23 protein-coding genes and 1 riboswitch are annotated in these 26,194 nt (G+C 51.7%); of the genes, 6 read left to right on the forward strand and 17 right to left on the reverse strand.

The genetic code is table 11. The features are described 5' to 3' along the window. Positions 1 to 39 precede the first annotated feature (39 nt). Positions 40 to 149, reverse strand: a riboswitch (SAM riboswitch). A 54-nt stretch (positions 150 to 203) separates the two neighbouring features. From CLV36_RS08095 to CLV36_RS17250, 4 genes are all read right to left on the reverse strand, one after another. Next, complete coding sequence (locus CLV36_RS08095; protein WP_106342318.1) at positions 204 to 1,529, reverse strand: tetratricopeptide repeat protein; 1,326 nt, start codon at positions 1,527 to 1,529, stop codon at positions 204 to 206. A 293-nt stretch (positions 1,530 to 1,822) separates the two neighbouring features. Further along, complete coding sequence (locus tag CLV36_RS08100; protein WP_181352905.1) at positions 1,823 to 2,161, reverse strand: DUF2085 domain-containing protein; 339 nt, start codon at positions 2,159 to 2,161, stop codon at positions 1,823 to 1,825. 16 nt (positions 2,162 to 2,177) lie between these two features. Next, positions 2,178 to 2,519: a hypothetical protein gene (locus tag CLV36_RS17245; RefSeq protein ID WP_181352906.1), complete on the reverse strand. Its 342-nt coding sequence runs from the start codon at positions 2,517 to 2,519 to the stop codon at positions 2,178 to 2,180. A 77-nt stretch (positions 2,520 to 2,596) separates the two neighbouring features. Continuing rightward, positions 2,597 to 2,737, reverse strand: a complete 141-nt coding sequence (locus CLV36_RS17250) for a hypothetical protein (RefSeq protein ID WP_181352908.1) — start codon at positions 2,735 to 2,737, stop codon at positions 2,597 to 2,599. Positions 2,738 to 2,987: 250 nt separating this feature from the next. On the opposite strand from CLV36_RS17250, the gene CLV36_RS08105 reads away from it, so the two are divergent. The 4 genes from CLV36_RS08105 to CLV36_RS08120 all read left to right on the forward strand — a co-directional run bounded on the left by CLV36_RS08105 (position 2,988) and on the right by CLV36_RS08120 (position 7,225). Then, the gene (locus CLV36_RS08105; RefSeq protein ID WP_106342320.1) at positions 2,988 to 3,731 is read left to right on the forward strand and encodes a DeoR/GlpR family DNA-binding transcription regulator; all 744 of its coding nucleotides are present in this window, start codon (positions 2,988 to 2,990) and stop codon (positions 3,729 to 3,731) included. After that, entirely contained in the window at positions 3,728 to 4,642 is a 915-nt protein-coding gene (gene pfkB, locus CLV36_RS08110) for a 1-phosphofructokinase (protein WP_106342321.1), read from the forward strand. The genes CLV36_RS08105 and pfkB overlap by 4 nt, the downstream gene beginning before the upstream one ends. Positions 4,643 to 4,653: 11 nt before the next feature. Beyond that, complete coding sequence (locus tag CLV36_RS08115; RefSeq protein WP_106342322.1) at positions 4,654 to 6,498, forward strand: PTS fructose transporter subunit IIABC; 1,845 nt, start codon at positions 4,654 to 4,656, stop codon at positions 6,496 to 6,498. A 250-nt stretch (positions 6,499 to 6,748) separates the two neighbouring features. Further along, a complete protein-coding gene (locus CLV36_RS08120) occupies positions 6,749 to 7,225 on the forward strand; it encodes a DinB family protein (RefSeq protein ID WP_106342323.1) in 477 nt (158 codons plus the stop codon). 84 nt (positions 7,226 to 7,309) lie between these two features. On the opposite strand, the gene CLV36_RS08125 is transcribed toward CLV36_RS08120, so the two are convergent. From CLV36_RS08125 to CLV36_RS08160, 8 genes are all read right to left on the reverse strand, one after another. After that, a complete protein-coding gene (locus tag CLV36_RS08125) occupies positions 7,310 to 8,545 on the reverse strand; it encodes a tetratricopeptide repeat protein (protein WP_181352910.1) in 1,236 nt (411 codons plus the stop codon). A 145-nt stretch (positions 8,546 to 8,690) separates the two neighbouring features. Beyond that, complete coding sequence (locus CLV36_RS08130) at positions 8,691 to 9,437, reverse strand: thioesterase II family protein (protein WP_106342325.1); 747 nt, start codon at positions 9,435 to 9,437, stop codon at positions 8,691 to 8,693. A gap of 155 nt (positions 9,438 to 9,592) precedes the next feature. Continuing rightward, on the reverse strand, positions 9,593 to 10,219 hold the full coding sequence (locus tag CLV36_RS08135) for a tetratricopeptide repeat protein (protein ID WP_102993354.1): 627 nt from the start codon (positions 10,217 to 10,219) through the stop codon (positions 9,593 to 9,595). A 216-nt stretch (positions 10,220 to 10,435) separates the two neighbouring features. Beyond that, positions 10,436 to 11,218 (reverse strand): SGNH/GDSL hydrolase family protein, encoded by a 783-nt coding sequence (locus CLV36_RS08140; RefSeq protein WP_106342326.1) that lies wholly within the window; start codon positions 11,216 to 11,218, stop codon positions 10,436 to 10,438. Between the two features lie 135 nt (positions 11,219 to 11,353). Next, complete coding sequence (locus CLV36_RS08145) at positions 11,354 to 13,393, reverse strand: hypothetical protein (RefSeq protein ID WP_146130611.1); 2,040 nt, start codon at positions 13,391 to 13,393, stop codon at positions 11,354 to 11,356. Positions 13,394 to 13,446: 53 nt separating this feature from the next. After that, positions 13,447 to 15,582: a HelD family protein gene (locus CLV36_RS08150; protein WP_425436574.1), complete on the reverse strand. Its 2,136-nt coding sequence runs from the start codon at positions 15,580 to 15,582 to the stop codon at positions 13,447 to 13,449. A 139-nt stretch (positions 15,583 to 15,721) separates the two neighbouring features. After that, a complete protein-coding gene (gene lepB / locus CLV36_RS08155; RefSeq protein WP_102993357.1) occupies positions 15,722 to 16,186 on the reverse strand; it encodes a signal peptidase I in 465 nt (154 codons plus the stop codon). 328 nt (positions 16,187 to 16,514) lie between these two features. Then, positions 16,515 to 17,354 (reverse strand): hypothetical protein, encoded by an 840-nt coding sequence (locus CLV36_RS08160; RefSeq protein ID WP_146130612.1) that lies wholly within the window; start codon positions 17,352 to 17,354, stop codon positions 16,515 to 16,517. A gap of 128 nt (positions 17,355 to 17,482) precedes the next feature. Here CLV36_RS08160 and CLV36_RS08165 point away from each other — a divergent pair, with 128 nt between their 5' ends. Then, positions 17,483 to 18,190 carry an endonuclease/exonuclease/phosphatase family protein gene (locus CLV36_RS08165; RefSeq protein WP_106342329.1) on the forward strand — a complete coding sequence of 236 codons (708 nt, stop codon included), beginning with the start codon at positions 17,483 to 17,485 and terminating at the stop codon, positions 18,188 to 18,190. Here CLV36_RS08165 and CLV36_RS08170 read toward each other — a convergent pair. The 5 genes from CLV36_RS08170 to CLV36_RS08190 form a co-directional block, all read right to left on the reverse strand. Next, positions 18,187 to 18,387 (reverse strand): YwbE family protein, encoded by a 201-nt coding sequence (locus CLV36_RS08170; RefSeq protein WP_106342330.1) that lies wholly within the window; start codon positions 18,385 to 18,387, stop codon positions 18,187 to 18,189. The two genes, CLV36_RS08165 and CLV36_RS08170, sit on opposite strands and share 4 nt — an antisense overlap. Positions 18,388 to 18,522: 135 nt before the next feature. Then, positions 18,523 to 19,278, reverse strand: coding sequence for a hypothetical protein (locus CLV36_RS08175; RefSeq protein ID WP_106342331.1), 756 nt, complete (start codon positions 19,276 to 19,278; stop codon positions 18,523 to 18,525). Positions 19,279 to 19,467: 189 nt separating this feature from the next. Further along, on the reverse strand, positions 19,468 to 21,024 hold the full coding sequence (locus tag CLV36_RS08180; protein ID WP_106342332.1) for an ABC-F family ATP-binding cassette domain-containing protein: 1,557 nt from the start codon (positions 21,022 to 21,024) through the stop codon (positions 19,468 to 19,470). 269 nt (positions 21,025 to 21,293) lie between these two features. Beyond that, a complete protein-coding gene (locus CLV36_RS08185) occupies positions 21,294 to 23,255 on the reverse strand; it encodes a glycoside hydrolase family 15 protein (RefSeq protein WP_106342333.1) in 1,962 nt (653 codons plus the stop codon). Between the two features lie 147 nt (positions 23,256 to 23,402). Then, positions 23,403 to 24,443 (reverse strand): LacI family DNA-binding transcriptional regulator, encoded by a 1,041-nt coding sequence (locus CLV36_RS08190; protein WP_106342366.1) that lies wholly within the window; start codon positions 24,441 to 24,443, stop codon positions 23,403 to 23,405. A 460-nt stretch (positions 24,444 to 24,903) separates the two neighbouring features. Here CLV36_RS08190 and CLV36_RS08195 point away from each other — a divergent pair, with 460 nt between their 5' ends. Then, entirely contained in the window at positions 24,904 to 26,154 is a 1,251-nt protein-coding gene (locus CLV36_RS08195; RefSeq protein WP_102993366.1) for an extracellular solute-binding protein, read from the forward strand. Positions 26,155 to 26,194 lie beyond the last annotated feature (40 nt).

Below are 26,194 nucleotides of genomic sequence, written 5' to 3' on the forward strand. Positions count from 1 at the left end.
ATCTCCGAAAGATGAAAGGTGTTTGCCGCTCGCTTATCACTCTCATCTTTCAGAGAGAACACTCTCTGACAGGAATTAGCACCACATTGGAATAACCAACAGGTTGCCGGGCTTCATTGGGCCAGTCCCTCCGCCACTCTGGATAAGAGATTATTTTTATATCTCAATAATATAGCTATTTCGCAAAACCGTGTCAATCAAATTCACAAATACAGTTTGTTTTTGTTGAGCTCTTTTTGCGTTTGATACATCCGTTGGGTCGCTTCCTGGAATTTCGCTTCTTCACCAATTTTTTCATAACAATCTGCCAGTTCATAATAACACTGGTAGACGCGGTCTTTTAACTTATTTTTGTCCGCAATCTTGCCAGCGCTTTGAAAATATTCGATAGCATCCAGATAATGGTTCATATTTTTCATCGCTTGCCCCAACAAGATCAGTGCTGTGCTGGTCAACAAACCATGGTGAATGCGTTCCGCCATGTCCAAAGCTTGCTTTAGTATATCTCGCGCTTGTTCCATTTTCCCTTGCATGAGATAAACCTGTCCCAACGAACAGCTCGCTTGCACCAAATCCTCTTTGTCGTTCACATGCTCTCCCAGCTCCAGCACAAACTCAAATGCAACCTCCGCATCAGCCAGTTGGCCCGCGTCTTGATAGGAGTGAGCCAACACCAACCACAACCGGAACATCCCCTCATATTCCCTGCTACCCACGGCGATTTGGCTTCCTTCGCGGGCATAGCGGATCGCATCTTGGTAAAGCTTCATCTTACGCAGGAGTTCCGCCCGAAGCGCATACGTCTGGAGGATCAGCTGGCGTGAGCGAATCTGCGGCAACAGAGCCCACACCTCATCGACACCACGCAATGCCTCATCGGCCCGATCCAGTTTTTGCAGATTTTCGATCCGAGCGAGCAAAAGCTTCACATGCATTTGTTCGAAAATTTCTTCTTCATCAGTTAAAGCGTCCAGCCCTCGCTCAACATATTTCAGCGCTTGCTCCCAGTCCTTGTGTTGCATACGGCATTCCGACAGACACAAGTAACTGGCCGCCTCCAAGTTGACTTTGGGGGAGTAGGGGTCCTGATAAGCGAGACGGATGGCTTCGCTCAGTTCCCTTTCTGCTTTGCGCCAATCCCGCTTGATAAAATGAATGCGCCCTTTGAGGTAGTGAATCGTCGCTTGGTGTTGAGAGGTAACCTCATCGGATAAATCGGACAACAGAGCTAAAGCGCGTTGATAGTTGCCAAGTTGGATCATGGTTTCAATCGCGGTGAATTTCACTTGCAAGCTTTCGATGCTCCCAGTGTCCTTTTCGATCATGTCGGGCACTTCACTCAGATCCAAACCCAGTTTGTTCATGAGATACAACACTTTGTCTTTGTTCACATGAGGTACGCCACGCTCGATGTTACTGATAGTGGCAGTGGAGATGTGCTGGTCAGAGAGATCTTCCAGCCGCAATCCCCGTTCCTTTCTCACTTTACGAATGTATTTGCCCACTTCACTCATTTCCAAAATGTTCATCGCGACCTATCCTTTCCGAATTCTTGTTATTTCTATATTACTCCATCTATTTCATTTTATAAAGGAATAAACATATAAATTTTTCCATATAAAGGAGTGTAATTTTTTCCAACTGCTTTATTTTTTATTTCTTACCCACGACTGCCCCCGCAATATCACATAAAAAGATAAATAATCTGAAAAAACCACAAAAAGAAACCGATTCCTTATCTCTTTCGGGACAAGAAATATTTTCCCAATACCTCTATCTTCTCCATAAAATGAATCTTTATGCCAAATTTATGTTTTTTGTTTTATTTGATCAATTGGACCAACTTTAGTGCACCATCTACCACGATGACAGAGAGACCCCAGCCGCTGAGCAGGCCCGTCGCCACGCGGAGCAGGTTGTTGCTCTGGCGCCAACCCAGCCATTGCGTTCCCCCGTCGATCAGCATCGGCATCTGTGCCAACAATCCAAACGGCCAAGGCGGCGCTAGCGGGATCAACAGCAGGATCGGAATAAACAAATAACCCATCATAATGCCCAGACAGCGCGCACAGACGGGCAAAGGTTGTCCCCCCATATGAAAACACCGTTCTGGCTTGCGGTGGCAGGGCACGAACTTCAGCCAATCAAGCCATCGCCCCATTCGCTTCCCCCTCGCTTTAGTCCGAACAATTGCAATCGACACAATTGCAGTCCACGCAGTTGCAATCCACGCAGTCACAGTCAAACACATCGCATCCATCGCATCCGCAATCAAAGTCGTCACACTTCTTCCGGCGCCGCTTGTAATAGATGAACCACACCAAAAAAAGGACGCCACTCGCAACCAAACAGGCACTCCCTTCCAAGATCAGCCCCTGCACCAACAAGATTCCCCCGGCGACCGCCAACAACAGAATCAACGTCAGACTCACGAAGAACAATCCGCTAGCCCCTTTCTTACCAAAGTGTTCGCTTGCCGCGGCGATCGCAAGCCAAATCGAGCCAACTGCGCCCGCCATACAGTAAACAAAACATCTTGAAACAAGCTTTACGGCAATCATGTTGTAATCAATGGACAATCAGGAGATCATGCTGTTCATATCCCTTGTGCGGGACTCACTTCATTTGTCAACGCTCTTCCCATCCCTTCGTCTTGACCATCATCGGCCACGCGGATGAAAGGAATGCCGTTGCACCAACAAGTGTGACTCATCGCTGGGGACTGGCGCTTTCTCACTATCCCTGTTACCTCAATTCATAATCAACAGAAGGCAATCTGTTTGTCAATATGATTTTGTTTACCGTCATGATATTTCCTCTTTTGATTTTGCTGATTTGGTTACAAATTTATCTGTAAAAGTTTGTAGTTGATGTAGATTCATCCCATTTAATTGAATGAAAAAGATAGAAAATGAACGAAATTGATTGATTAAGCAAACAACATCCGCTATGATAAGAAGGAAGCGAGGTGAACGAAAACGCTTACAATTCAACGACACCAAGTGATCTTGGATCTGCTGAAACAGAAGGGTGCTGTCAAGCTGCAAGAGCTTGTCCAAGCGACGGATTCGTCAGAATCCACCATCCGCCGCGATTTGATCGAGTTGGAACGGCGCCGTCTTCTCAAGCGGATTCATGGCGGAGCCGCCTTGCTACAAACCAAGGGAGCCGAACCAACCATTGCTGAAAAATCAACCAAAAACCTTCAAATCAAACAACGCATCGCTGCAACCGCTGCTTCCTTGGTTGAGCCCGGTGATTGCATCTATCTCGATGCGGGTAGCACCACATTGGAAATGGTGCCCCACCTGCAAGCCAAAAATCTGACCGTTGTCACCAACGGCTTCGCGCAATTGGAAGCACTGGCTGAACGGCAAATCCGCGCCTACTTGCTGGGGGGAATGATCAAATTGTCCACCCGCGCGATGATTGGGAGCATGGCCTTGGAGTCCTTGCGCCTCTATCGTTTTGACAAGTGTTTTTTAGGCACCAACGGCATTGATTTGGAGCTGGGATACACCACACCCGACCCCGAAGAAGCCATGATTAAAAAAACGGCGGCGCGCTTGGCCAGCCAGGCATATGTGCTAGCGGACGGCCAGAAGTTCCATGAAGTGGCCTTCGCTAAAGTCGCTGACATCCATGAGATGCGCATCATCACCGACAAGCTCCCGGAAGAGCAGCGGCAATCCTATCTAAATCAGACCGACATTATTGAGGTGGACACATGATTTATACAGTAACACTCAATCCATCAATCGACTTCACCGTCCATGTTCAAACCTTGCGCCGAGGCGAATTGAACCGCATGGATCAGGAACAGAAATACCCAGGCGGCAAAGGAATCAATGTCTCCCGCATTTTAGCGCGGATAGGGGTGGAAACCACCGCCCTCGGCTTTGTCGGCGGGTTCACCGGAACCTATCTCACCGAAGCATTGACGAGTGAGGGAGTGGCGCATGATTTTGTCCGTATCGACGGGGATACCCGCATCAACATCAAATTGAAGGAACAAAGTGGGGAAACGGAAATCAATGGCGCAGGCCCTTCCATCCCCCCCGATCGCCTACAGCAATTCATGCAAAAGCTGGAACGCCTCCGGGCCGGGGACATGCTGGTGCTCGCCGGCACCATTCCCCCTTCGCTCCCGCCAGACCTGTACCAAACATTGCTGGTCACCTACGGCAAACGCGGTATCAAGGTGGTAGTCGATACGAGCGGTGAAGCACTCGCGCGGGCAGTTCGCCACCATCCCTTTCTAATCAAACCGAATCACCACGAGCTGGGTGAATTATTTAACACGACCTTCACCTCGCTCGACGAAACGATCCCTTATGGCGAAAAGCTGTTGGCCCAGGGGATCAGGCATGTCATTGTGTCCATGGCCGACAAGGGCGCCCTATTGTTCACCGCCGATGGGATCTACCGATCCAACGTGCCACGCGGCACCGTAGTCAACTCTGTGGGCGCGGGTGATTCCTTGGTCGCTGGCTTCATCGGCCACCTGTCGCAACACGGTTCAGTGCCGGACGCATTCCGCTATGGTATCGCAACCGGCGGTGCTACCGCTTTTTCAGCTGACTTGGCCAGCCTAGACACAATCGAAGCCGTTTATCCACAAGTCGAACTAACCAAACTGTAAGGAGGGGCCTCATGAAGATCACAGACTTATTAAAACCGGACACCATCATCATGGAACTTCAAGCGACCACCAAAGAGGCAGTGATCGAAGAACTGGTCGCTAAATTAGATGAAGCGGGGCGGCTCACTGATCGCAACAAGTTTAAAGAAGCGATTCTCAAGCGGGAAGCGTCGGGATCGACGGGCATTGGCGACGGCATCGCCATCCCCCACGCCAAAACGGATGCCGTCAAAACACCGTCGATTTGCTTCGGCAAAAGCATTCAGGGCATCGATTATGAAGCGCTTGACGGCCAACCAGCCCACTTATTCTTTATGATCGCCGCTGGCGAGGGGGCTGATGAAGCACACCTTGAAACTTTGTCGCGCCTGTCCGTTCTCCTGATGGACAGCACCTTCCGCCAACAGTTGGAACAAGCCCGCACTGCGGAAGAGTTGGTAGCGCTCATCCAAGACAAAGAATTGGAAAAAGAGCCGGAAGAAACAGCGTCCACCCACGCCACCGAACAGCTCATATTGGCAGTGACAGCCTGCCCCACGGGCATTGCCCACACATACATGGCCGCTGACGCGCTCAACGCAAAAGCGCGGGAAATGGGCCTTACCATCAAAGTGGAAACCAATGGATCAACCGGTGTGAAAAACAAGCTCACACCAGAAGATATTGCCCAAGCCACCGCCATCATCGTAGCCGCCGACAAACAGGTCGAGATGAGCCGTTTTCATGGAAAACCCATCATTCAAGTGCGTGTCGCCGAAGCGATCCATCAACCGGAACGGCTCCTTACAGCCGCCCTCCGGCAGGAGGCTCCTCTCTATGTCGCGGACAACGCAGCGGGCCGCACTGAATCCTCTCAGGGAGGAGCTGGTTTCTACAAGCACTTGATGAATGGCGTGAGCAACATGTTGCCGTTTGTGGTGGGGGGCGGTGTGCTGATCGCCTTAGCCTTCGCCTGGGGTGGCATTGAGGCCAAAGGACCCGTCGCCGAGATGTTGATGAAAATCGGAAGCGAAGGCGCGTTCCATTTCCTCGTGCCCATCTTGGCCGGCTTTATTGCAATGAGCATTGCTGACCGTCCGGGCTTCGCTCCCGGAGTCGTCGGCGGTTTTTTGGCAGCCTCAGCGCAAGCCGGTTTTTTAGGAGGGTTGATCGCTGGTTTCTTGGCCGGATACATCGTGGTCGGCCTGAAAAAAGCTTTGGCCTTCTTGCCTGAACAGCTCGACGGGATCAAACCGGTTCTCTTGTATCCTGTGCTGGGCATCTTGCTCACCGGCATCCTGATGATCACCGTGGTCAACGGCCCGGTAGGCGCGCTAAACAAGGCGCTATCCGCTTGGCTTAGTGGCCTCTCCGGCACCAACGCCGTCCTGTTGGGCGTGATCTTGGGCGGCATGATGGCCGCGGATATGGGCGGCCCCATCAACAAAGCGGCTTTCACATTCGGCCTCGCTTGCATGGAAGCGGGCAACTTCGGCCCACATGCTGCGGTGATGGCTGGCGGAATGGTACCACCACTGGGTATCGCGTTAGCCACCACTTTCTTCAAACGCAAATTTAGTGACTCGGAGCGGAAAGCGGGTTTGACCAATTATCTCCTGGGGGCCTCATTTATCACAGAAGGAGCGATTCCCTTCGCGGCCGCTGACCCCTTGCGTGTCTTGGCAAGCTGCATAGTCGGGGCGGCCGTCGCCGGCGGATTATCCCTGTGGCTTGGTATCACACTGCCCGCGCCTCACGGCGGATTGTTCGTCATCCCCCTCGTCAACAAGCCGTTCCATTACGCGGCGGCCATTGTGGTGGGTTCTCTCGTTACTGCCTTCGCACTAGGCGTTTGGAAACGGCCAAGGCAGGATTGACACTACGGTGTGTCTGATGAATAGGCTAGCGGCTCCAAAACCATTTTCTCATTCGCTTCACGCGTGGCGAGGCGCTCCTCGAGAAAAGGTTTTTCCGCCGCTTCTTCCCCACAAACTTGATTTGCCAGACACGCCCTAGCGGCATACGGACAACGGATGGCTGTTTTTTTGCAAAAACTGATCTCATCTCCCCTTTTTTCAGCTATAATATACTTTTGTAAGCAACTTCTAATTTGGAAGGTGAATCTTGATGAGCAAAGCAAACGGTTTTGTCAACAGTTGGTTGCGTCACCGCCTGGTCATCTTGGAGTTGTTGGAGCAATTGCAAGACGAGCATTTGGATTATCGCCCTTGGGAAAAAGGCATGTCCCTGAAAGAATTGGTCTTGCACATACTGCAATCCGCCGACATGTTTGTCAATTCGGTTATCGCAGGACATTTTGTATCCCCTGCTGAGCCGGAAAAGGCTGTGAACACCGTCGCCGAGTTGCGGGAATTGGCGCAAGCACTGACCGACAAAAACCGCCAATCCTTGTCCAGCCTGCCGGATGAAAAGTTTGCCGCTATGGTGGACGTGACCAAACCATTCGGCCGACCGCTTTCGGGTGAAGTGCTTTTGCAAATGATGCGGGATCATGAGATCCACCACAAAGGACAACTGTACACTTACGCGCGGATCGTCGGAGTAGAAACGCTACCGCTGTTTGTCAAGTTGCAATTGGATTAAGGGTGCGCGCAAAGGGATCAACCTTGGCGCGTGCCATCGCTATTCAGCCGAGTCGTGGATTTCCTTCCATGACTCGGCTTTTTCTCATAACCTGAACAGATTCCAAAGGCCACCTTTTTTCTTTTTCAACCATTGTCCGGCTTCGGCATCCCCTGCATCCGCCTCCTTGGTCAACCATCTTTCCCCCGCGGCAATGTCTTGCGCCATGACCTTTCCTTCGATTAGCGCGTACCCATATTCCCGCATCGCAACCACTTCACCCGCTTCTACCGCTTTGCGGAGCCAGAACTCCCCCTGTGCCTGATCCCGCTCATACCCGACGCCGTGCAACAAGCGGTAGCCTAAAATGCGCATAGCAATCGGCTCTTCTTTCTCCGCCGCCCGCTGAATCCACCGTTTTCCCTCCGCCTCGTTTCGCTGGAGGCCGTCCCCTTCCAGCAAGCGGTAACCCAAAATCCGTATCGCTTCTGGATATTCCGCTTCTGCCGACCGGCGTAACCACATCTCCCCTTCAACCGCATCCTGACGCAACCCTTCCCCGACTATCAAGCGATAGCCCAATTCCATCATCGACCAGCTGTCACCCGCTTGCGACGCTTTTCTGAGCCATTTTTCCCCTTCGACCACATCTTGCTTCACTTGCTTGCCCGTCAATTTCCGATAGGCCAACTCCGCCATCGACCACACATCCCCCGCCTCTGCCGCCTTAGCCAGCCATTTCATTCCTTCTGCGACTTTGTCTTTGTTCTCCGCCGGGTTTGCTTGGCCTGCAATCGCCGACTCCTGTTCCATGGTGCCGGTCGCTCCGGGGTCGGTAGACATGACCTGTTTCAATTTCTTCTCCAGCGCCTTTTCCAAGATCTCTTCAATTCGATCCAGACTGACGCTTTCCGGCCACGACGGGCGAGGATGAACATACCCCTCATGCATGAATGATGGGTTTACGTACTGTTTCATAAACCATACGCTTAATTCATATAGGATGCGGTGTGCGCGCAAAGCCTGTTCAATGCTCTCGTATTTAGGATTGTGAACTGCCTTATTCCCTTCTGTCCGCACAAAATCAAAATGGCTCCGCATCTCTTCGGTGATCGCCCCTTGTTGCGCCAACGCTTTCAGCCTTTCGTATTGGGTGGCGGAAACTAGCCTGATTCGCCCTTCCTTGGCGGCGATGAGCTTGGCCAATTCTTCGCCGAACACCCTCGCTTTGGCCAACGATGCGTGGGGATCGTCAAATAGATTCCGTTCTAACTGTTCACCTAAGCTCACCAAATCGACGGATACATCCGCTAAAAAAGAAAACAATCCATGCTTGCTCACCATCAAACTCTCCCTATTGGATTGATCATGCATGAAGTATATCCTTATATTTATACAATATCATGAATAATTCATCAGTTCGTATAAAACGAATAACCCGGCATTCCCATGACGGGCGAATGCCGGGTCTGGCCACAGCGCACGGCTACTTCTCCACTGCCGCCACAATCTGTTCCAAAGCGTCCGTATTTTCTTGAAACAAATAAAAGTGGCCCCCTGCAAACTGCTGCATGAAAAAGCCGCCCGCAGTCATCTGTTGCCAAGCCGCCAACTCCTCCTGTTTCACATCCGGGTCCTCGATTCCGCCAAACGCCAAAATGGGGCAGGCTAATGGCTCCTCTTCGCGGTAAACGTAGCGGTCCACCAATGCAAAATCGGCCCGAATGATGGGAAGGATCAATTCCATCAGCTCCCGGCTCGCTAATACTTCTTCCGGAGTACCATTCAATTCGCGCAACTGATCGATCAATTCCTCGTCGGAAGAGTCATATCCGAGTGGTTTGCTCCGGGGGATGTGCGGCGCCTGTTTGGCAGAAACAAGTAACTTCTGCGGCAACGGACGGTTCCGCCTGCGCAATTCCCGCGCCAGCTCAAACCCGATCAACGCCCCCATGCTATGTCCAAAAATAAGAAAGGGTTGGTCCAGATAGGGCTCCAATTCATCAGCCAGTTGCGGCACCAGCCGCTCGATCGAGGACACCGGCTCTTCCAATAGGCGATTTTCACGGCCCGGCAACTGAACCGGACACACCTCGATCCGTTTGGAAAACCGGGCTTGCCATTGGGTGAAAATCGAGGCGCTGCCCCCTGCGTATGGAAAGCAAAACAGACGCATCTCCGCTTGCGGATTCGGCTTGCGGTACATCAACACCGGATTTGTTTTGCTAGTCATCCCGACACTCTCCATTCTATGTAAACGCAATTTCTAACCTTGCTTGCCCCATGAAGGGCTTTGGCATCGACTGGCTGCGAATCCGGAGGAGTGGCGACCTACGCCCACTCCTTGCTATGTCAGACCGTTCTTCTTGCAGGGCGTGATGGTTGCGGTTACTTTTTGGAGACGCCGTTGATCAAGTAATTGCCCCACTCACGCATGGCCACCACTTCACCCGCTTCAGCCGCTTTTTGCAACCAAAGCTCACCTTCTTCGATGTTTTGCGGGAAGGTGATGCCATTGAGCAGACGGTAACCCAAAATCCGCATCGCAATTGGTTCAGCCGCCTCAGCTGCTCTGCGAATCCAGACTTCCCCTTCTTCCAAGTCTTGCTCCAAACCGTCACCTTCCAACAAGCGGTAACCCAAGATGCGCATGGCCACCGGATAATTGGCTTCAGCCGACAGTCGCAGCCACTTTTCCCCTTCGACTGCATCCTGAGCCAATCCTTCTCCCACGATCAACCGGTATCCAAGCTCCATCATGGCCCACTTGTCATTGGCCTCAGCCGCTCTGCGCAACCACTTTTCACCCTCAACCAGGTTTTGCCGCACCTTGTTACCTGTTAAAAGCAGGTATGCCAACTCCGCCATGGACCATACATCCCCCGCTTCGGCGGCTTTGATCATCCATTTAATGCCTTCATCCTGGCGCAGGCGTTCCTTCTCTTCATGAAAGTCCAGCACTTGCCCATTTCCTTGTGCTTCGGCCTCTTGATTTTCATGTTCAAATTGACTCACAGCCCAATCTCCCCCTATAAAAAAATGAATAAATACCTTTCAACGATTCTATTATACTAAACCTGCACTGATTAAAAATCTTAATTTTGTAAAATACAAGTCAAAATAGGAACGATTTAACGCTGAACATCACCTTTTGAAGCAGGTAACACGAAAAAATGTTTCCGGTGCGCGCTACATGCCGCTTACCAGAAACACTTCCTCTTGCGATCAACGTCAATGAAGCGATGCATAACCCAATTTGCGAAATGCCTCAGCAATCAGCCGTTGCCCCTGGTCATTGGGGTGGACACCATCCCAAAAAAGCAATCCTTTGGCACCTGGGTCTTGATCATGATTCGGGCCATTAAAGGCATCGTAAACCTTAGCTACGTCATACCCCTTGGTTTGCCGCTCGTGAATATGGCGGTTGATCTCATCGAGATAAGGCTTCAATATTTCAAACCGGGTTTTGCTTCGGTCTGCGCCGACGGCATGTTTGTCTTCATCGACAAAGGGATTGTACACATCTATCGTCCGGTACAAGGTTGGTTGCCCAGCGCGCAAGCCTTGGATGCTGTCGACGATCTGATCCCAATTCCGCTTGAAATGAACAACAGCTTGGCGCAGGCAGTCCTCTTGGTCAACGCCCCCGCACGTCCCTCTGATATAGCGGTTGCGCGCGCCAAGCAGATCATTGCCGCCGATATTCCATGTGACCACTTGGGCGCTGGCAACCGCATTGCGCAGATCTGCATCCGTTTGTAACGCGTTGGCCAAATCGGCGCTCGTCCAGCCATTTACACTATGATTGGTCAACAAAACATCATTTCCCGTATCAGCTACGATATAATCCCGGTAGCGATACACATACCCATACCAAGAACCAAAACCGGTGCCAAGCGAATCACCCAAAGCAGTGTAGCGCCAGGTGGTAGCGGCAAATGTCGGAGAAGTGGTCGACAGGAGGGAGACAAGCGTTGTCATCAACACCAGCAGCAACAGGCGGCCTTTGTTCACAACAGTCACCTCATTTATATCGAGCTGGGTATTATGCTTATTTTATCATATTATTCTGAATAATTATCGGTAACACCCCTTTCTCCTCCCGGCCGGCCGCAAGTGCATGTACGCATCCTACAGCCGGCAAGCCGTTCACTGCCGCATCATCCATTGTTTCTCCTGTTTGGCACCTTTTCGCACATATCGATTCAAAGCCAGGACACTAACTGCGGACAGAATGACGAACAATCCTAACCCCACCCAATGAATCCCCCACCATTTGGGACTGGGCAAATCCTCGAACACGATTTCAAACAAACCGCTAAACAACGCCATGGGAAACCCGAAAATCGTTATCAAGTTGATCAGCCGGCCGGCGCGCAATTCGCTGTGGCTTTTGATGATGTTCTCCAATTCGGACACCGTGTTGTACAACTCATTAAGCTGCGTGCCCAATCCCCATCTCTTCTTCACTGTCTCACGGAATTGGTCGAGGTAATAATCAACGGAAGATGGCATCGTCGCCAATATCTTGTTGCGAATCTCCACCTTCTTGACGGTAATCCAGCGATTCAGCTCCATCAACTTCTTCCCGGATAGGGTTTGATTTTGCCGCAACAGCTCCTCCACCGACTCCATCACCTCCGCACATTCTTCGCGGATGCGTTGGAATGTGTTCACCCTGTCGACCAGTTTTTTCACTTCTCCCGCATAAAGCGCAAAATCAAGCGGTTCGCTGTTCCAATCGTCCAGGATCAAGATGCCCCCAGGATGAATGAGCGCATAGCCGCACGGCAATTCAATAAAATCAAATGAATGCTTCGGCGGCAAGGGATGGATGGGTGGCACCCGGTTCTGGTATGTGCCTGAAGCGCAAACCGCCAAATATCGCTGCATCGTCGGCGAACTGACAAACACTTGTTGTTTCCCCAATGAATTCCACTTGGCGGCGATAAATACTTTTCCGTTGTGATAAATGGGTTCGCACTCATAAATGTTGCAAGCAGCCCCGATGGAGCCATCGGCCAGATAAGGGTTCACCTTGATGGAGTTAGCAGGGTTGTACAACTCCCAGATCGCGCCGACCACCTCGGCCCATTCCAACTTGGAGCCCATGGTGCCATCATCCAACTGCCGCGGCGCGAATAAAGCGGTCATGTTTTCGTTGGAAGCCATCCATGGGCGATTGGCCGGTGATCGCTCCGGAACCAGCGGTTGGTCGCAGGGACGCTCGCCGCCCCAGCGCTCATCCTCCATCTCTTCCAATTTTCGCCACAAATCCTGTAGATGGAGATTCATCGTGGGGTCAACTTGGATTACCATGTCTCGACCTGTCCCTTTTAGATCAGGACGGTAGATAGCGATAAACTGGAAACCTGACTGGAGCCAAGTCCGTTCTTCATCATGAATCAGAAAGGATTTCAACAAGCCGATGTTCGTGTTCTCCCTGGTGATAAAAGCATCGACCAGCACGGTCCGGTTCGCATGGATCACTGGAAGCTCCAACTGCGTCACCGTCGCGTTTTTCAAGCCTTGCAAATATTTTTGATACTCTAGGCGCAAATGGGTGATCGCCGCATTGTATTCTTCGATGTGATCCACCTCAGGCACTTCATATGGCGCCACCTCTTCCAGAAGCAAAAGAATGACCAAATAAAGGCAGGAAAGCAACCCACGTTGCACATGCTCCGGATCGATCCGCACCGCCATCTCCCCGGTCGCGTGCAACTGTTCTTCCGTCACATAGGAAGCGTAAGCCAAGGCACTGTGTAAGCAACCCCAAGATTCAAATGGTTTCCCCGTGGTTTTCACATCGCCCATTTCCCAACGGATGCTGTAATCCAACCACTCCAGCGGAAACTCTTGCGCATCCACTCCCTGATGGCGGCAATAAAACAAGACAAAGGCCAAACAGGCGTCCGGGGAGAGATCGGCAAAGAAAAATTGCAACTGTTTGACCGGTAAATGGCGCCGTAATTCCAACGAGGGGAGTTCCCGCACGAATTCAGTTGTTGAACCGGCCTCCGTTCCCCAATGGGTTAACATCAATCCATTTGTCGGAATGGGGAACTCATCGGCAAAGAGGATTTCATGTTCTTCCTGCACCTTTCGGTGGGGGGCGTAAGTGATCGACAACTCTTCCAATTCGTCATACAGTTGTTTCAAACATTCGTTCAGCTTCATTGTTGTCACCCATATTCTCTCTTTTTTTTGGCGTTTTTTCGGGCGACGAAAAAGCATCCACGCTAACGTAACACTTCCTCACCGCCCAATTCACCCAGCCCATGCCGCGCCGCTTTTTCCAACAGCGGAGAAGAGCGCTCAGAAGACATCATCACCAAATGATGCAAAGCCCGGGTGCAACCTACGAACAACAGTTTAGCATGGAGCTCATCTACAGGATAGCGCCCCTCATCCACTTCCACCAAAATGACGGCGTCAAACTCCATTCCCTTGGTCAAATAAATAGGGATCACCGAAATGCCCCCGTGATATTCAGCCTGCGTGGAAGTGATCAGATGCGCCTCCACCCATTGGTCGCGCAACTCGGCCGCTATTCTCTCACTCTCCGCTTCTGTCCGCGTCACCACGGCCACGGTGCCAACCCCTCGCTCGATCAAGGCCTGCACTTCCCGAGCCAACAACACATTCCGCTCCGCCGCCGACACGGACAACATCCGCACCGGGTCCCCACTTCGATAAACAGGAGTAGCCACTGCCACACCTTTGGCATAATCCCGGACAATCTCATTGGCAAACTGAATGATTTCCATGGTTGAACGATAGCTCTTGTTCAATTGCACATACCGGCACGTGCCTTCCGCAAACAAGTCCATCAATTCACGCCACACTGTAATCCCTTTATGGACATGGATGTTTTGTAACAGATCGCCCAATATAGTGAAAGAGTTGCTTTGGCAAAATCGTTGCAACACCGCCAGCTGATAAGGAGATACATCTTGCGCTTCATCGATCACCACATGATCAAACGTTTTTTCGTTAGAAATCCCGTGCAACGCAACATGGATGTGCAGCAATGGAGCCAAATCGGTAACGCCGACCTGCTTTCGTTTCAACTTTTGGACAAACGCCGCGGGTGGCGCAACATCGAATTCGGCTGACTTCGTGCTGATTAGGTGCTGATACCATGACCAAGGAGTCGGTTGGGGCCATGCCTTCATATAGGTGCGCAACCGCTGGTTGGCTTGTTTGCGAATCTTCCCCCGCGGATCGATATCACGCAACTCTTTCAACTCCATCTCTAACCAGCGCTTCAATCTCGCAAATACGCGTTCTTTCCGCTTCAGAAGTGGATAATGCCGATACTCTTCCGCAAACCAACGTCGGATCTCCTCCGCTGACAACACTTTGCCTTCCCAAGGCGAAAACGGCTTTTCCGGCACAAACGTCGCTTCCAGCTCCGTCAAAGACGCTGCGACCCGATCATGAAACGCAAGGCTTCCTTTATATCGGAACCAGGCCAACTCCGCTAGATCGACGGTACCCCCCATCGTGAATTCATCCGCCCATTCCTTTTCCACAGGCGGCGGCAACTCGTCGTCAAAAAAATCATAGGCCCAGTCGGCAAAGGTGAATTGCTGCACATCGCCCACGCCCAATTCAGGCAACACGTCCGAGATATAATCGACAAACATGCGGTTGGGAGCAAAGATGACAAACCGTTCCGCCCGTAGCTGTTCTTGATACTGGTACAGCAAATAAGCCAAGCGGTGCAAAGCGACCGTGGTTTTACCACTCCCTGGCACCCCTTGAATTACGAGCGGGATGTTACGTTCGGCGCGGATGATTTGGTCTTGTTCATGCTGGATCGTGGACACGATATCCCTTAAGCGGTTGTCTTTCTTTTCACCCAAACGGTAAAGCAAAAATTCATCCACCATCCCAGATGACTTTTCTCCCCGCACATAACTGTCAACCACCCGCTGAATCTGTTGCTTGCGAATCGCGATATTCCGCTTCAAATACACCGTCCCCTCAATCACTCCTTCAGGGGAGGAGTACTCAGCGCGGTCCGTCTCTCCTGTGAATGAATAAAATAAGCTGGCGACAGGAGCCCGCCAATCAATGACCAGCGGCGCGTTTTCCTTGTCATCCTGCACGCCGACTTTGCCGATATAGAGCGGTGTCGGCTCGTCTTTGCCGTCCTCTGCAAAATCCAACCTTCCAAAATAAGGCTCATTTCGGGCGATACGCAATTGTCTTAACCGATTTTGCCGTTGATGGTCGAGCGCCTGTTCCACCAAGTCCTCGCCTCGGTAACGCGGCATTCCCTCCAACTCAACCAGTTGCTTTTCGATTTTTTCCAACATCACTTGCAATCGGGCTTCTTCCTGTGCGTAAGCCTCGTTCAACCTTACCACAACCCTTCCCTTTTGCTTATGGGACAGTGAAAAGCACCCGCTCTGCGCTAGGTGCTTATGCTATAGATGTATCCGTTTTCAATTTTGCGTCTTGAAAGACATCATCGGAAATATAGCATAAAAGAACAAAAGCCAAAAATCAATAGATGATCTTGCCTAACAACTGATCCTCGTGGATGGTTCCCAGTCGGCGGCTGTCAAGCGTGTCCAGCCGGTCGTCGCTCAACAGATAATACTCATCTTCGGGAATTTGGACAGGCGCGGTGTCGATAATGCCTTTGGCTCGGGCCACGTAAGGCTCACGCACCAATTGCCCGTTGATATAGACCTTGCTATCTTTGATCTCAACTTTTTGTTTAGGCAGGCCGATCACCCGCCTAACCAGCGGTTTGCCCGAATTTGAACGAAACACGACCAGATCCCCTTGTTCCAGGGACAGCGGATAGTTCGCCACCAGGCAAAACTCTTTATTCTTCAGTGTCGGTTCCATTCCGACACCATGCACCTGGTAAATTCCGAAAAACAACCGCAAGCCAAGCGCCAGGCCGGCTAAACCGATAATGGCATACAACAAAAGGTGGAGTGTTTTGGGTGAATCGGACAAATGGGATCCCTTCCTTTGTCTCTACATGTGTGATGGCGTTGGCAACGACACTTTCTTTTCATCATAATATAACAACGGTTAAAAATAATCGAACATTTATTGAAGTATAATAGCGAATATTATTCATTTTAAAATAATTATTTCATATTCGTCTATCCGCTTTCATGTGTTACAATGCCATGGAGAAGTTTTCTAGGGACTGGACGGAGAAAAAACACGCGGCTTAAGCCGTGTACACAGAGCAACAAAAGCCCGGGAGGATATCAACTAGGATACCTCCCGGGCTTTTTACGCCATCGGCGTTTTTACCCATTCAACCTCTGTTGCGTCAATCACTGACAAACTGTCCACTCAACCAAAAAACGCCCTTGCAAATTCCACCGACCTGCGGGTGCCCATCGACGGTTTGCGGCGCGGACACCACATCGATCGTCCCCCCCAGCGTCTTGACTAACAACGCCCAATAATCTTGGCCGGAATACGCGTTGGTTTTCCGCTCACAGGCCAGCACGCGGCCCGACAGCATCGCTTCTGCCCGGGGTTCGCCGCCTCCATCCGGATCGGCAAACAATCCGGTCGGGATAAATGATTCCACCGTCATCGGCATGTCCGGATCATTTGCGGCTTGATACTCTGCTTCATCTGCATAGCAACTCAATTCATAAGCAAATGCGGCGATCTGCACGGAGACCGTCTGCGGCAACGATTGCAAGCGTCGCATCGGCCCGTACTCCGGCACCTCGAACAAGAAAGGATAATCGCCCCTCGCTTCCTCCCCCACCAAACCGGCTTTGGGATTTGCCCAGGCGAAGTAAGAGAGCTCCAACGGCAACTGATCGCGGGTCAGCACTTTTTCCAGCCGGGCGGTCATCCGCCCCTGTCCCCGATAATGGGGATGGAGATCGATGATACGCCCTTGCTCATCGAAAGGTAACGTTAATTGCTCCCCGCCGGGCAACAAATACTCCACATAGTGGCTGTCCGGCGTCTTCACTTCCCGCCCTGCCCCCTGCAAAATGTGCTGGTCAACCAATGCTTCTATATCGTCGTCTGTGGCAATGCGAAACCCAATACTACTGTAATGATTGGACACGTCATCCGCTCCGTTTCTGTTAAAGTCGAAGTCCATTGTATACAAAGACCCGCTACACGCGCCAGCCGCTTCCATAAAAAAACACGCCCGGCGCATTGCCGGGGGCGGGCATCCCCTCCGGCGCCAGTAGGTTTCCCGCCTGGGCCAATTTACTTGATTCAAGCCAGCGAACATGGTAAAGATGAGAGGTGGAGGGATGAAGCGTGAGATTAAAAGTAATGTTGTTAAACATGCACCACGGCCGCGGATGCGATGGACGGTGGGACATGGAGAGGGTTTTGCATGTGCTCAGAACCGCCAAAGCGGATGTGATCGGATTGAATGAAGTGGATCGGTGCTTTTCCAGACGAAGTTGCTATCTGGATCAAGCCCATTGGTTGGCTCAACGGCTGGGGATGCACCATTTATTCGGCAAAGCCCAAACCCTTGGCCCCGACCGCCAATTTGGCAACGCCATATTATCCCGTCTGCCCATTCTCGCGTCACAGAACCATCTTTTTCGAAGCCGCATCGCCGAAAACCGGTCATTGCTGGAAGCCAAGCTGAAGTTTCATGGGCGGGCGATTAAGGTTTATCTCTCCCATCTTCCTCTCAACCCTTGGCTTCACCGCAAGCAAACAGATTTCATCCTGCATCGGGTGACACAAGAGACCCACCCTGTCATTCTGATGGGCAATTGGAACATGCGCCCCGATTCCGCCGCTTGGCGAAAGCTGTCATCCCACCTGACGGACATCAGTCGAGCCAAAGGCAAAAAGTTGCTCACCTATCCGGCACCCCATCCACGCTGGCAATTGGACTATATCTTTGTCAGCCCGGAATGGCGAGTGATCCAGGCAGAAGTCTCCACTCCCCTGCCGCAAGGTTCCGACCATCTCCCCTTAATCGCCAAACTGCGGCTGGATGATTAAGTCTTAGACAAAATTTCCTTGACCCGACCCACCTGTCCATCTTGCAAGCGTACCTTGATCCCGTGCGGATGTGTCGGTGAATTCGTCGAGATCTCCTTCACCACTCCCTGAGTTAACTTCCCTGTCCGCTGATCCCGCTTCAACACAATCCGTACTTCCATCCCTGGTGCAATGTTAGCGCGTGTCCGTCCATCCATCTGGTGAACCTCCCATGAGAAAAGCTTGCCATGTGGCAAGGCAAGCTTTTTCCATAGTATATCCCGATTCACCCACCCCTGCGAAGCAAAAGATCCCCATCCTCCGCTCCGCCACGGGACAACTGCCCTTCATCGCTAACAGCAATCCCAGAAAAAACTCCCTTCAGGTCGCTCGCGATCGGGCCGGATGAAGAAATATCCCATTCCCGAATCGCCAAAGTTGACAAAGTCGAGGTAAGCGATGCCTTCTTCCTTACTGCGGCTCATGAAGAGCGGTCCCTCTGTGGGCGACTGATAAATCGAACGCCCAAGCTGATCCTTCCGCCACAACTCCGGTGGAATGTTGTCTATCACTTTCAAAAAGCAATCGATCTGCCCGGCAAAAGTAGCCGCATCCCCACCCGGCTTTTGGATGAATGTGGGGGTTCCCTTCAGCTTGGTCTCCATCTCAGGTAGGCTCGGACAGGCTTTCCCACCTTCCTCCAAGCGCTGGAAAATACGAACATAATCCTCCGGTGAAATGCCATCCTCCTTCTCCCGCCAACCGACAACAGTGACTGATGGCAACAGCGCGGAGGCCGAAGTGGGCCGCTCCGTCCATCTGCCTGTGCACTGCTCTGCCTCTAGAAAAACAAAGGCATGTTCCTCATAACAGTGATCCTCCTCATTTTGGCACAAAAAAAGATAGACACGTCTGCCCTCGCGCCCGAGATCGATCCGCTCCGGATGATGGGCAAACTGTGCCAGCAAAGGCATCGCCCGACCACAATCCGAACAAGACGGCCACAACGCTTCCGGCAATCCCCAAGGCCGTCCCCCATACTGATCGACAAAAGAAAAAGGTTCGGGCCAACATTCACTCATAACCAAAGTGGGAACGAAGCTTTTCATCGCTGATCAACCCCCGAATACGAATACATGTTCGCATTCCATTTTATAAAAAAAACGCAGGCGGAACAATCCCATTTTTCCAGCCATAAAAAAGGCGGGGAAACGTCCCCACCTGTACTTGCCCATAAAAAGATTCCTAAGCCGATGTGAAATTTTCGCCCCAGGTGGTCAGCATCCCCATGTGACCTATTAAAACACTTTTGTCGTCCACGCTTCGCAATTCCACACATCGGTCACCACGTCACGATAAAACTCCGGCTCGTGGCAGATGATCAGCACGCTTCCTTTATACGCTTTTAATGCCCGCTTCAGCTCATCTTTGGCATCCACATCCAAGTGGTTGGTCGGTTCGTCCAACACCAGCAGGTTGGTTTCTCTGTTGATCAGCTTGCACAGGCGCACTTTGGCTTTCTCCCCGCCGCTTAGCACCTCCACTTTGCTTTCGATATGCTTTGTTGTCAAGCCGCACTTAGCAAGGGCGGCGCGCACTTCAAACTGCGTAAATCCGGGAAACTCATTCCAAATCTCTTCGATGCATGTGTTGTGATTGGCCGTCTTGATCTCTTGTTCAAAGTAGCCGATGTGTAAATACTCCCCCCGTTCCACCGTGCCAGAGAGGGGTTGAATCTCACCCAAGATGCTACGCAACAACGTCGTTTTCCCGATCCCGTTCGCCCCGATCAAAGCGATCTTCTGCCCACGCTCCATCCGCAAATCCAGCGGGCGGGACAAAGGCTCATCATAACCGATGACCAATTGGCGCGTCTCAAAAATTAATTTGCCGGATGTACGTGCTTCTTTAAAGTGAAATTCCGGTTTCGGCTTCTCCTTAGCCAGCTCAATCACTTCCATTTTGTCTAGCTTCTTCTGGCGGGACATCGCCATATTCCTTGTGGACACCCGCGCTTTGTTGCGTTGTACAAAATCTTTCAGCTCCGCGATTTCTTGCTGTTGCTTTTTATAGGCCGCTTCCAACTGTTGTTTCTTGGCTTCGTATACCTGCTTAAAACGATCATAATCACCCACATATCGGTTCAGCTGCTGGTTTTCCATATGGTAGACCAGATTGATCACACTGTTCAAAAAGGGAATATCATGCGAGATGAGGATAAACGCATTTTCATATTCTTGCAAATAACGTTGTAGCCATGTGATATGTTGCTCATCCAGATAGTTCGTCGGCTCGTCCAACAGCAGGATATCCGGCTTCTCCAGCAGGAGCTTGGCCAAAAGCACCTTTGTCCGCTGCCCCCCACTTAACTCATGCACATCCCGATCTAAACCGATATCCTCCAATCCGAGTCCTCTGGCGATCTCCACCACCTTGGCGTCGATCGTGTAGAAATCGTTGTTGGTTAGCAAATCCTGCAAGGGGGCCACCTCTTCCATCAGCCGTTCCAGCTCGTCCGGCGTGGCCTCCGCCATCTTGGCATATATTTCGTTCATTTCCGCTTCGATATCAAACAAATATTGAAACGCGCTTTTCAGCACATCACGAATCGTCATCCCTTTTTTCAGCGCGGCATGTTGATCAAGATAGCCGACGCGCACTTTGGAAGCCCACTCGATTTTGCCCTCATCCGGCTCCAGCTTCCCAGTGATGATGTTCATGAAAGTGGATTTCCCTTCACCATTGGCCCCGATCAGGCCGACGTGTTCCCCTTTGAGCAACCGGAACGACACATCTTGGAAAATCGCGCGGTCGCCAAACCCGTGGCTTAAGTTTTTAACTGTCAGAATGCTCATGTGCGACACTCTCTTCCATTTATACTGAAGCTTCTATGCTAAAGCTTTCATCCACACCCAATAACCCCCGACCGATCAGGAGCGCATCCATTTGAGTGTAGCATGTCTTTCCTACTAGCACCATCCCGGATTTGTTAAAAACCAAGCGCCAAAAATCGGGCGAGGGGGAAGTCATTTGATAGCGGAGTGACTTGAAGCCAGCCTCAAAGCAAAAATCCCCCATCGGCTACAGTTGCCGATAGGGGCTTCACTTATAGGGCCATGGTTGTTTAGATCGTTTCCACGCCCGCTTCTGCGAGCATTTGGGCAGTCAGCACAAACATCGCGTGCGACCAAGTGAGCGGCACTACCCATGCTGGCTCCCCGGTCGCTTTATCGACTTGCTCCGGCAAAAGATCTAACGCTGTGGCATGCTCTACCGCCCAAGTGAAATGTTTTTTGGCTTCGCTCAAACGGCCTTGCAAGATGCGATATTGCGCCAGCCACAGAGTGGTCAGGATCCACGGGTTCCCCCCGATGTACGTATCATCTTCATAACGGCGAATCCCTCCCACCACCGGAGCGGTGCATGTCTGTTCGATCGCATCCGCCGTGGCAACCATCCGTGGATCTTCGGGATCAAACACCTGGAAGGGAACAGACAAACCGATCAAGCTGATATCCTTCACATCATCTTGCGCCAACTGGCGGCGAACGTAACCCTTGTCGTCCGTCACGGTGGCGACTGGTTTGCCTTGAGCCACTGCTTCCTCATACTCCGCTTCGCTCACGGAGCGCTTGATCCCACGCAGAAACGTTTGCGTCCGTTCATCAACGGTGTTCTGTTCCATCCCCCGCTTGATGCTATCGGCCGCCGCAAGCCAAGCGTCCGCCAAGGAGGCGTGGCCCAACTCTCGCGCGATGGCAGCCGCGCCAGTCAAGCCGCCGAACACAGCTGCCGCCGAATACGTGTGCTCCGCTTCACGCTCTTCCCAAAGATCCTTGCTGGGAAGGGGCAATCCTGTCTCTTCATCTAGAAAGTTGAGCAAAAAGGTGGCCCCTTTCTCCACAGCCGGCCACATTTCTTCTAGGAAAGCGCGGTCACCGGTCACAAGAAAATGTTGATGCAATCCCCATAAGATCGAACCGCCTTCATCGATCTGCAACCCCCACGACGGAGCCAAACGGCCGTCATGATAATGGCGCTGTTGCCAAGAACCGTCCGGGTCCTGTGCGAGCACCGCCCAACGGTAAAACGCCCGGGATAGCGAAGTTAGTCCCGCTTGGTCAAACGCCGTGGTGATGTAAGCGGCGTCGCGCCCCCAACAGTATGCGTAACCGCCGCAGCGGGTAAAGGCTTCATCAAACTCCGGCGCCGCAATCACGCACCCTGTCTTCTGGTCGGACATCAGCTTAAATACGAGCAACGATCGCTCATAGATCGCTTGCACCCGTTCATTCGCCAAGGCTAACGGTTTGGCCTCCTGCAAGTATGCGCGCCAATATGCTTCCGTCTGGGCCAACCATTCGTCGGCAGCTACCTGCTTGGCCTCCTGCATGTTGGCAATCGCCTCATGCACAGTCGAGCCCGCGGCCAAGTAGAGCGGCAACACCTGCGTTTCTCCCGGAGCCAAGGTCATTCGAAATGACAGAGCCCCGTGCGGCACCATGCCAATCGCATCACCCGGCAGATAGCCTGCGGACGCATGATGGAATGCATCACCGATCGCATAGCCTGCGCAATCGTTTGCACCAGACAGCGCAAAAGCATACTGGTGGCGGAAATAAAGCAATCCGTCGATCTGCCGCTCAAACGCTACGGTGTTGTACAAGGTATGCTCGGCGATCTGTAGAGAAGCGTACACGAAAAACGAAAGGGACAAGGGCTCTTTTCCTGTATTGGTCAACGTGACATGACGCACGAGCAAATCTTTATCCGGCACCGCGAAGTCGGTTGTCGCCACCACCAAGGGAACATCCCGTCCTGTCGCCTGCGTGCGCAGGATATTGGTTCCGGGCAAATAGGTTTGCTCATGGCTCCACGCTTGTTCATTCTCCAGCCAGCTCGTCGCCGACTGCATTCCGTCCACCAATACCCCCATTTTCATGGTTTCCACATGTTGCGGCATATCCACATGCGGCCACCACAGCCGATGAATTTCGCCGCGGGCGTCCAAAGCGGCCAACATGGAAGAATTACCGATCACAGCATCGTTGAGATAAGGTTTTTGGGTGATGGGCGATCTGTTCATGGATGATGCTCCTTTCGATACAATCGAGATGAGATTTTGGTTGCCGGCGGAGCGGCACGCGAGGAAAGTTCCCCCCGATGAACGCCCCGCCATCCTTGCGGCGAATGAGGTTACAGCGTTGGCACCGACGGCTTGCATCGGCAAAAATCAAAGGGAATCGTCTGTATGGGATAAAAATCTGACCGATTGGCGAATCACCAGCCGATGCGGCACAGTCACATTTGGTTCAGGCACTTTTTCCCCTTGCAATATCCGGATCAAGTGGCGCGCTGTCTGATAGCCCAGATGGTAGATGCCGATATCTACTGTCGTCATCGGCGGATTGCTCAATTCCGACAGCACGATGTTGTTAAAGCCGACGACTGACACATCCTCAGGAATCTGATAACCAGCTCCCACCAATTCACGAATCATGCCAAAGGCGACCACATCGTCCGACACCACAAACGCAGTGGGCCGGTCGGGTGCGTTCATCACCATGGAGACAGCGTGAAATCCGTTTTTGGGCAAAATGTCTGATGCGATCACCCATTCATCCCTAAGTGGCAATTTCACCTGGGATAACGCTTTTTGATAACCAGCCAAGCGGTCGCCCGACACGACCAACTCCGGCGGGCCGCTAACAAACCCGATGCGGCGGTGCCCCTGGTTGATCAAATGAAACGTCGCATCAAAAGCCGCGGCGATGTTATCATTGTTCACCGCCGGCACGTCAGGATGCTCAAGGGAGCGCCCCAACACCACAAACGGAAAATCCAACGCTAGCAATTTTTCTATTACGGGGTCCGCTTTGCGGGGCTTGATCAGGATCATCCCATCCACCTGACGCCCCAACACCATGCGGGTAACCGTTTCCATTTCTTCTTTCGGATTATTGGCCGAAGACATCAACAAGTCATATTGTTTTTGATTCGCGCAAGCCAGCATGCCCCGCAACACTTCAGAGAAAAAGGGGTTGGCAAACAGCTCTTCGGCCGAACGCGGCAACACGAGCCCCAACGTTTTGGTGCTTTTGGAGACCAGTTTCTTCGCTGTCATGTTGGGATGGTAACCGAGCGTTTCCATCGCTTGCCGCACTTTTTCGGCGGTGGCCTTGCTGATACGCGGATGATTAGAGATGACGCGGGAGACAGTAGAAGGGGATACCCCCGCCAACCGCGCCACATCTTTAATGGTTACAGAAGGCATCGCTTTCTCTCCAAATTTGTGCAAACGTTTGTATATCCTATCCTAGCGGAAAGGCCGAAGATTGTAAACCTCCCCTTTTCCGGCGCGCAAAAATCTTGTGATCACGTGTAAAATAACACATTTCACGCAAGCTATCATTAATATAACGAAGAAATATCTAGAAAACAGACGAAATTTAAAGACAACCTCTACATATCGCTGTTTACGCCTTATTTTGGCAATATTTGATCGTGTGCAAACGCTTTCCAACTCCCTCTTTTTGGTGTAGGATAAGTCATACAGGAGAACTGCCTCATCACGTCTTTTTGCGAAAACGTTTGCACTGATGTTGAAATGTTGGGCTAGTCATTATCATCGATCCTCTTTTACCCTTGTCCCCTGCCTTCATCAAGAAGCGGCATGGGCTGATAACCTCCCGGACATTTCAACAGTACATCCACAGAAAGGGGCTAACAGGTACATGAAAAAATTTTTGCGCACCTTTGCTTCCGTCGCGCTCGCGGGTTCGTTGCTGGTCGGTTGTAGCCCTTCTGCCACCGAACAGTCATCCGGACCGGTCACCATCACTTTCTGGAACACGATGAATACAGAAGAGACAGAAACATTGAAAGAAATTATCGCCAATTTCGAAAAAGAGCACAAAGACATCAAAGTCAAAATGGAAAACGTGCCATTCGCCGAAGGGCAGAACAAATTTAAAACCGCAGCCCAAGCGGGCAAAGGCCCTGACGTCCTTCGTTCTGAAATCGCTTGGACACCGGAATTCGCCGCATTGGGCCTGCTAGAACCCCTCGATAATTACTTCAAAGACCAAGACGACTTTTTGGATAATGCCCTCAAATACAGCAAGTGGAACGGAAAAACCTGGAGTGTACCCCAAGTAACCGATGCACTCGGCCTGCTCTACAACAAAAAACTGCTGGCGGAAAAAGGATTTAAGGAACCACCCAAAACCATGGACGAATTTTACCAAATGGCTAAAGCCTTGTCCGACCCGGCCAAAGATAAGTGGGGATTCTATTACCGCCAGTCGGACGCTTACTGGTTTCAGCCCTTCATGTGGGCCTTTGGCGGTGGGTTAATCACGGAGAATAAAGAAATTCAAATCAACAACGCCGGATCGGTCAAAGGATTGGAATTTTTGCTCAAACTTCGGGATGATAAAGTGATGCCCGACGAGTTCAGCGCCGCCAACGATTACAACAATCTGCAACAAGCGTTCAAAACCGGGCGCGCTGCAATGGTCTTCCAAGGTCCTTGGGCCACGTCGGATCTCTTGCAAGGTGAGCAATTCAAAGATCCAAACAACCTGGGCATCGCCCCAATTCCAGCCGGCCCGGAAGGCAAAACCGGATCTCCGGTCGGGGGGAACGGCTTCGTCATCTATGCTGGTTCCAAACACAAAGAAGCCTCCTACAAATTTATCGCTTACTTGACCAATGCGGAAAACCAAGCCAAGTTCGCCTCCAAAAACGGGCTTATCCCGACCCGCAAATCGGCGTTTGAGCTTAAAGAAGTGAAGGAAAATCGCTTGGTCAACGACTGGCGCCCCGTCCTCGACAAAGCGACCAACCGCCCAGTCATCCCGGAAGGCGGCCAGATCTACACCACGTTCAATCCGGAAATCCAAGCTGCCTTCAAAAAAGAAAAAACACCGCAACAAGCGTTGGATGCAGTGGCCGAATCTTGGAAAAAGTTGCTTAAGAAATAATTGTCCGCCCGCATTCATTCCGCTGGCGGGCCAAAGGGAA

Origin of the sequence: Laceyella sediminis, assembly GCF_003003125.1 — a bacterium.
Taxonomy (GTDB): domain Bacteria; phylum Bacillota; class Bacilli; order Thermoactinomycetales; family Thermoactinomycetaceae; genus Laceyella; species Laceyella tengchongensis.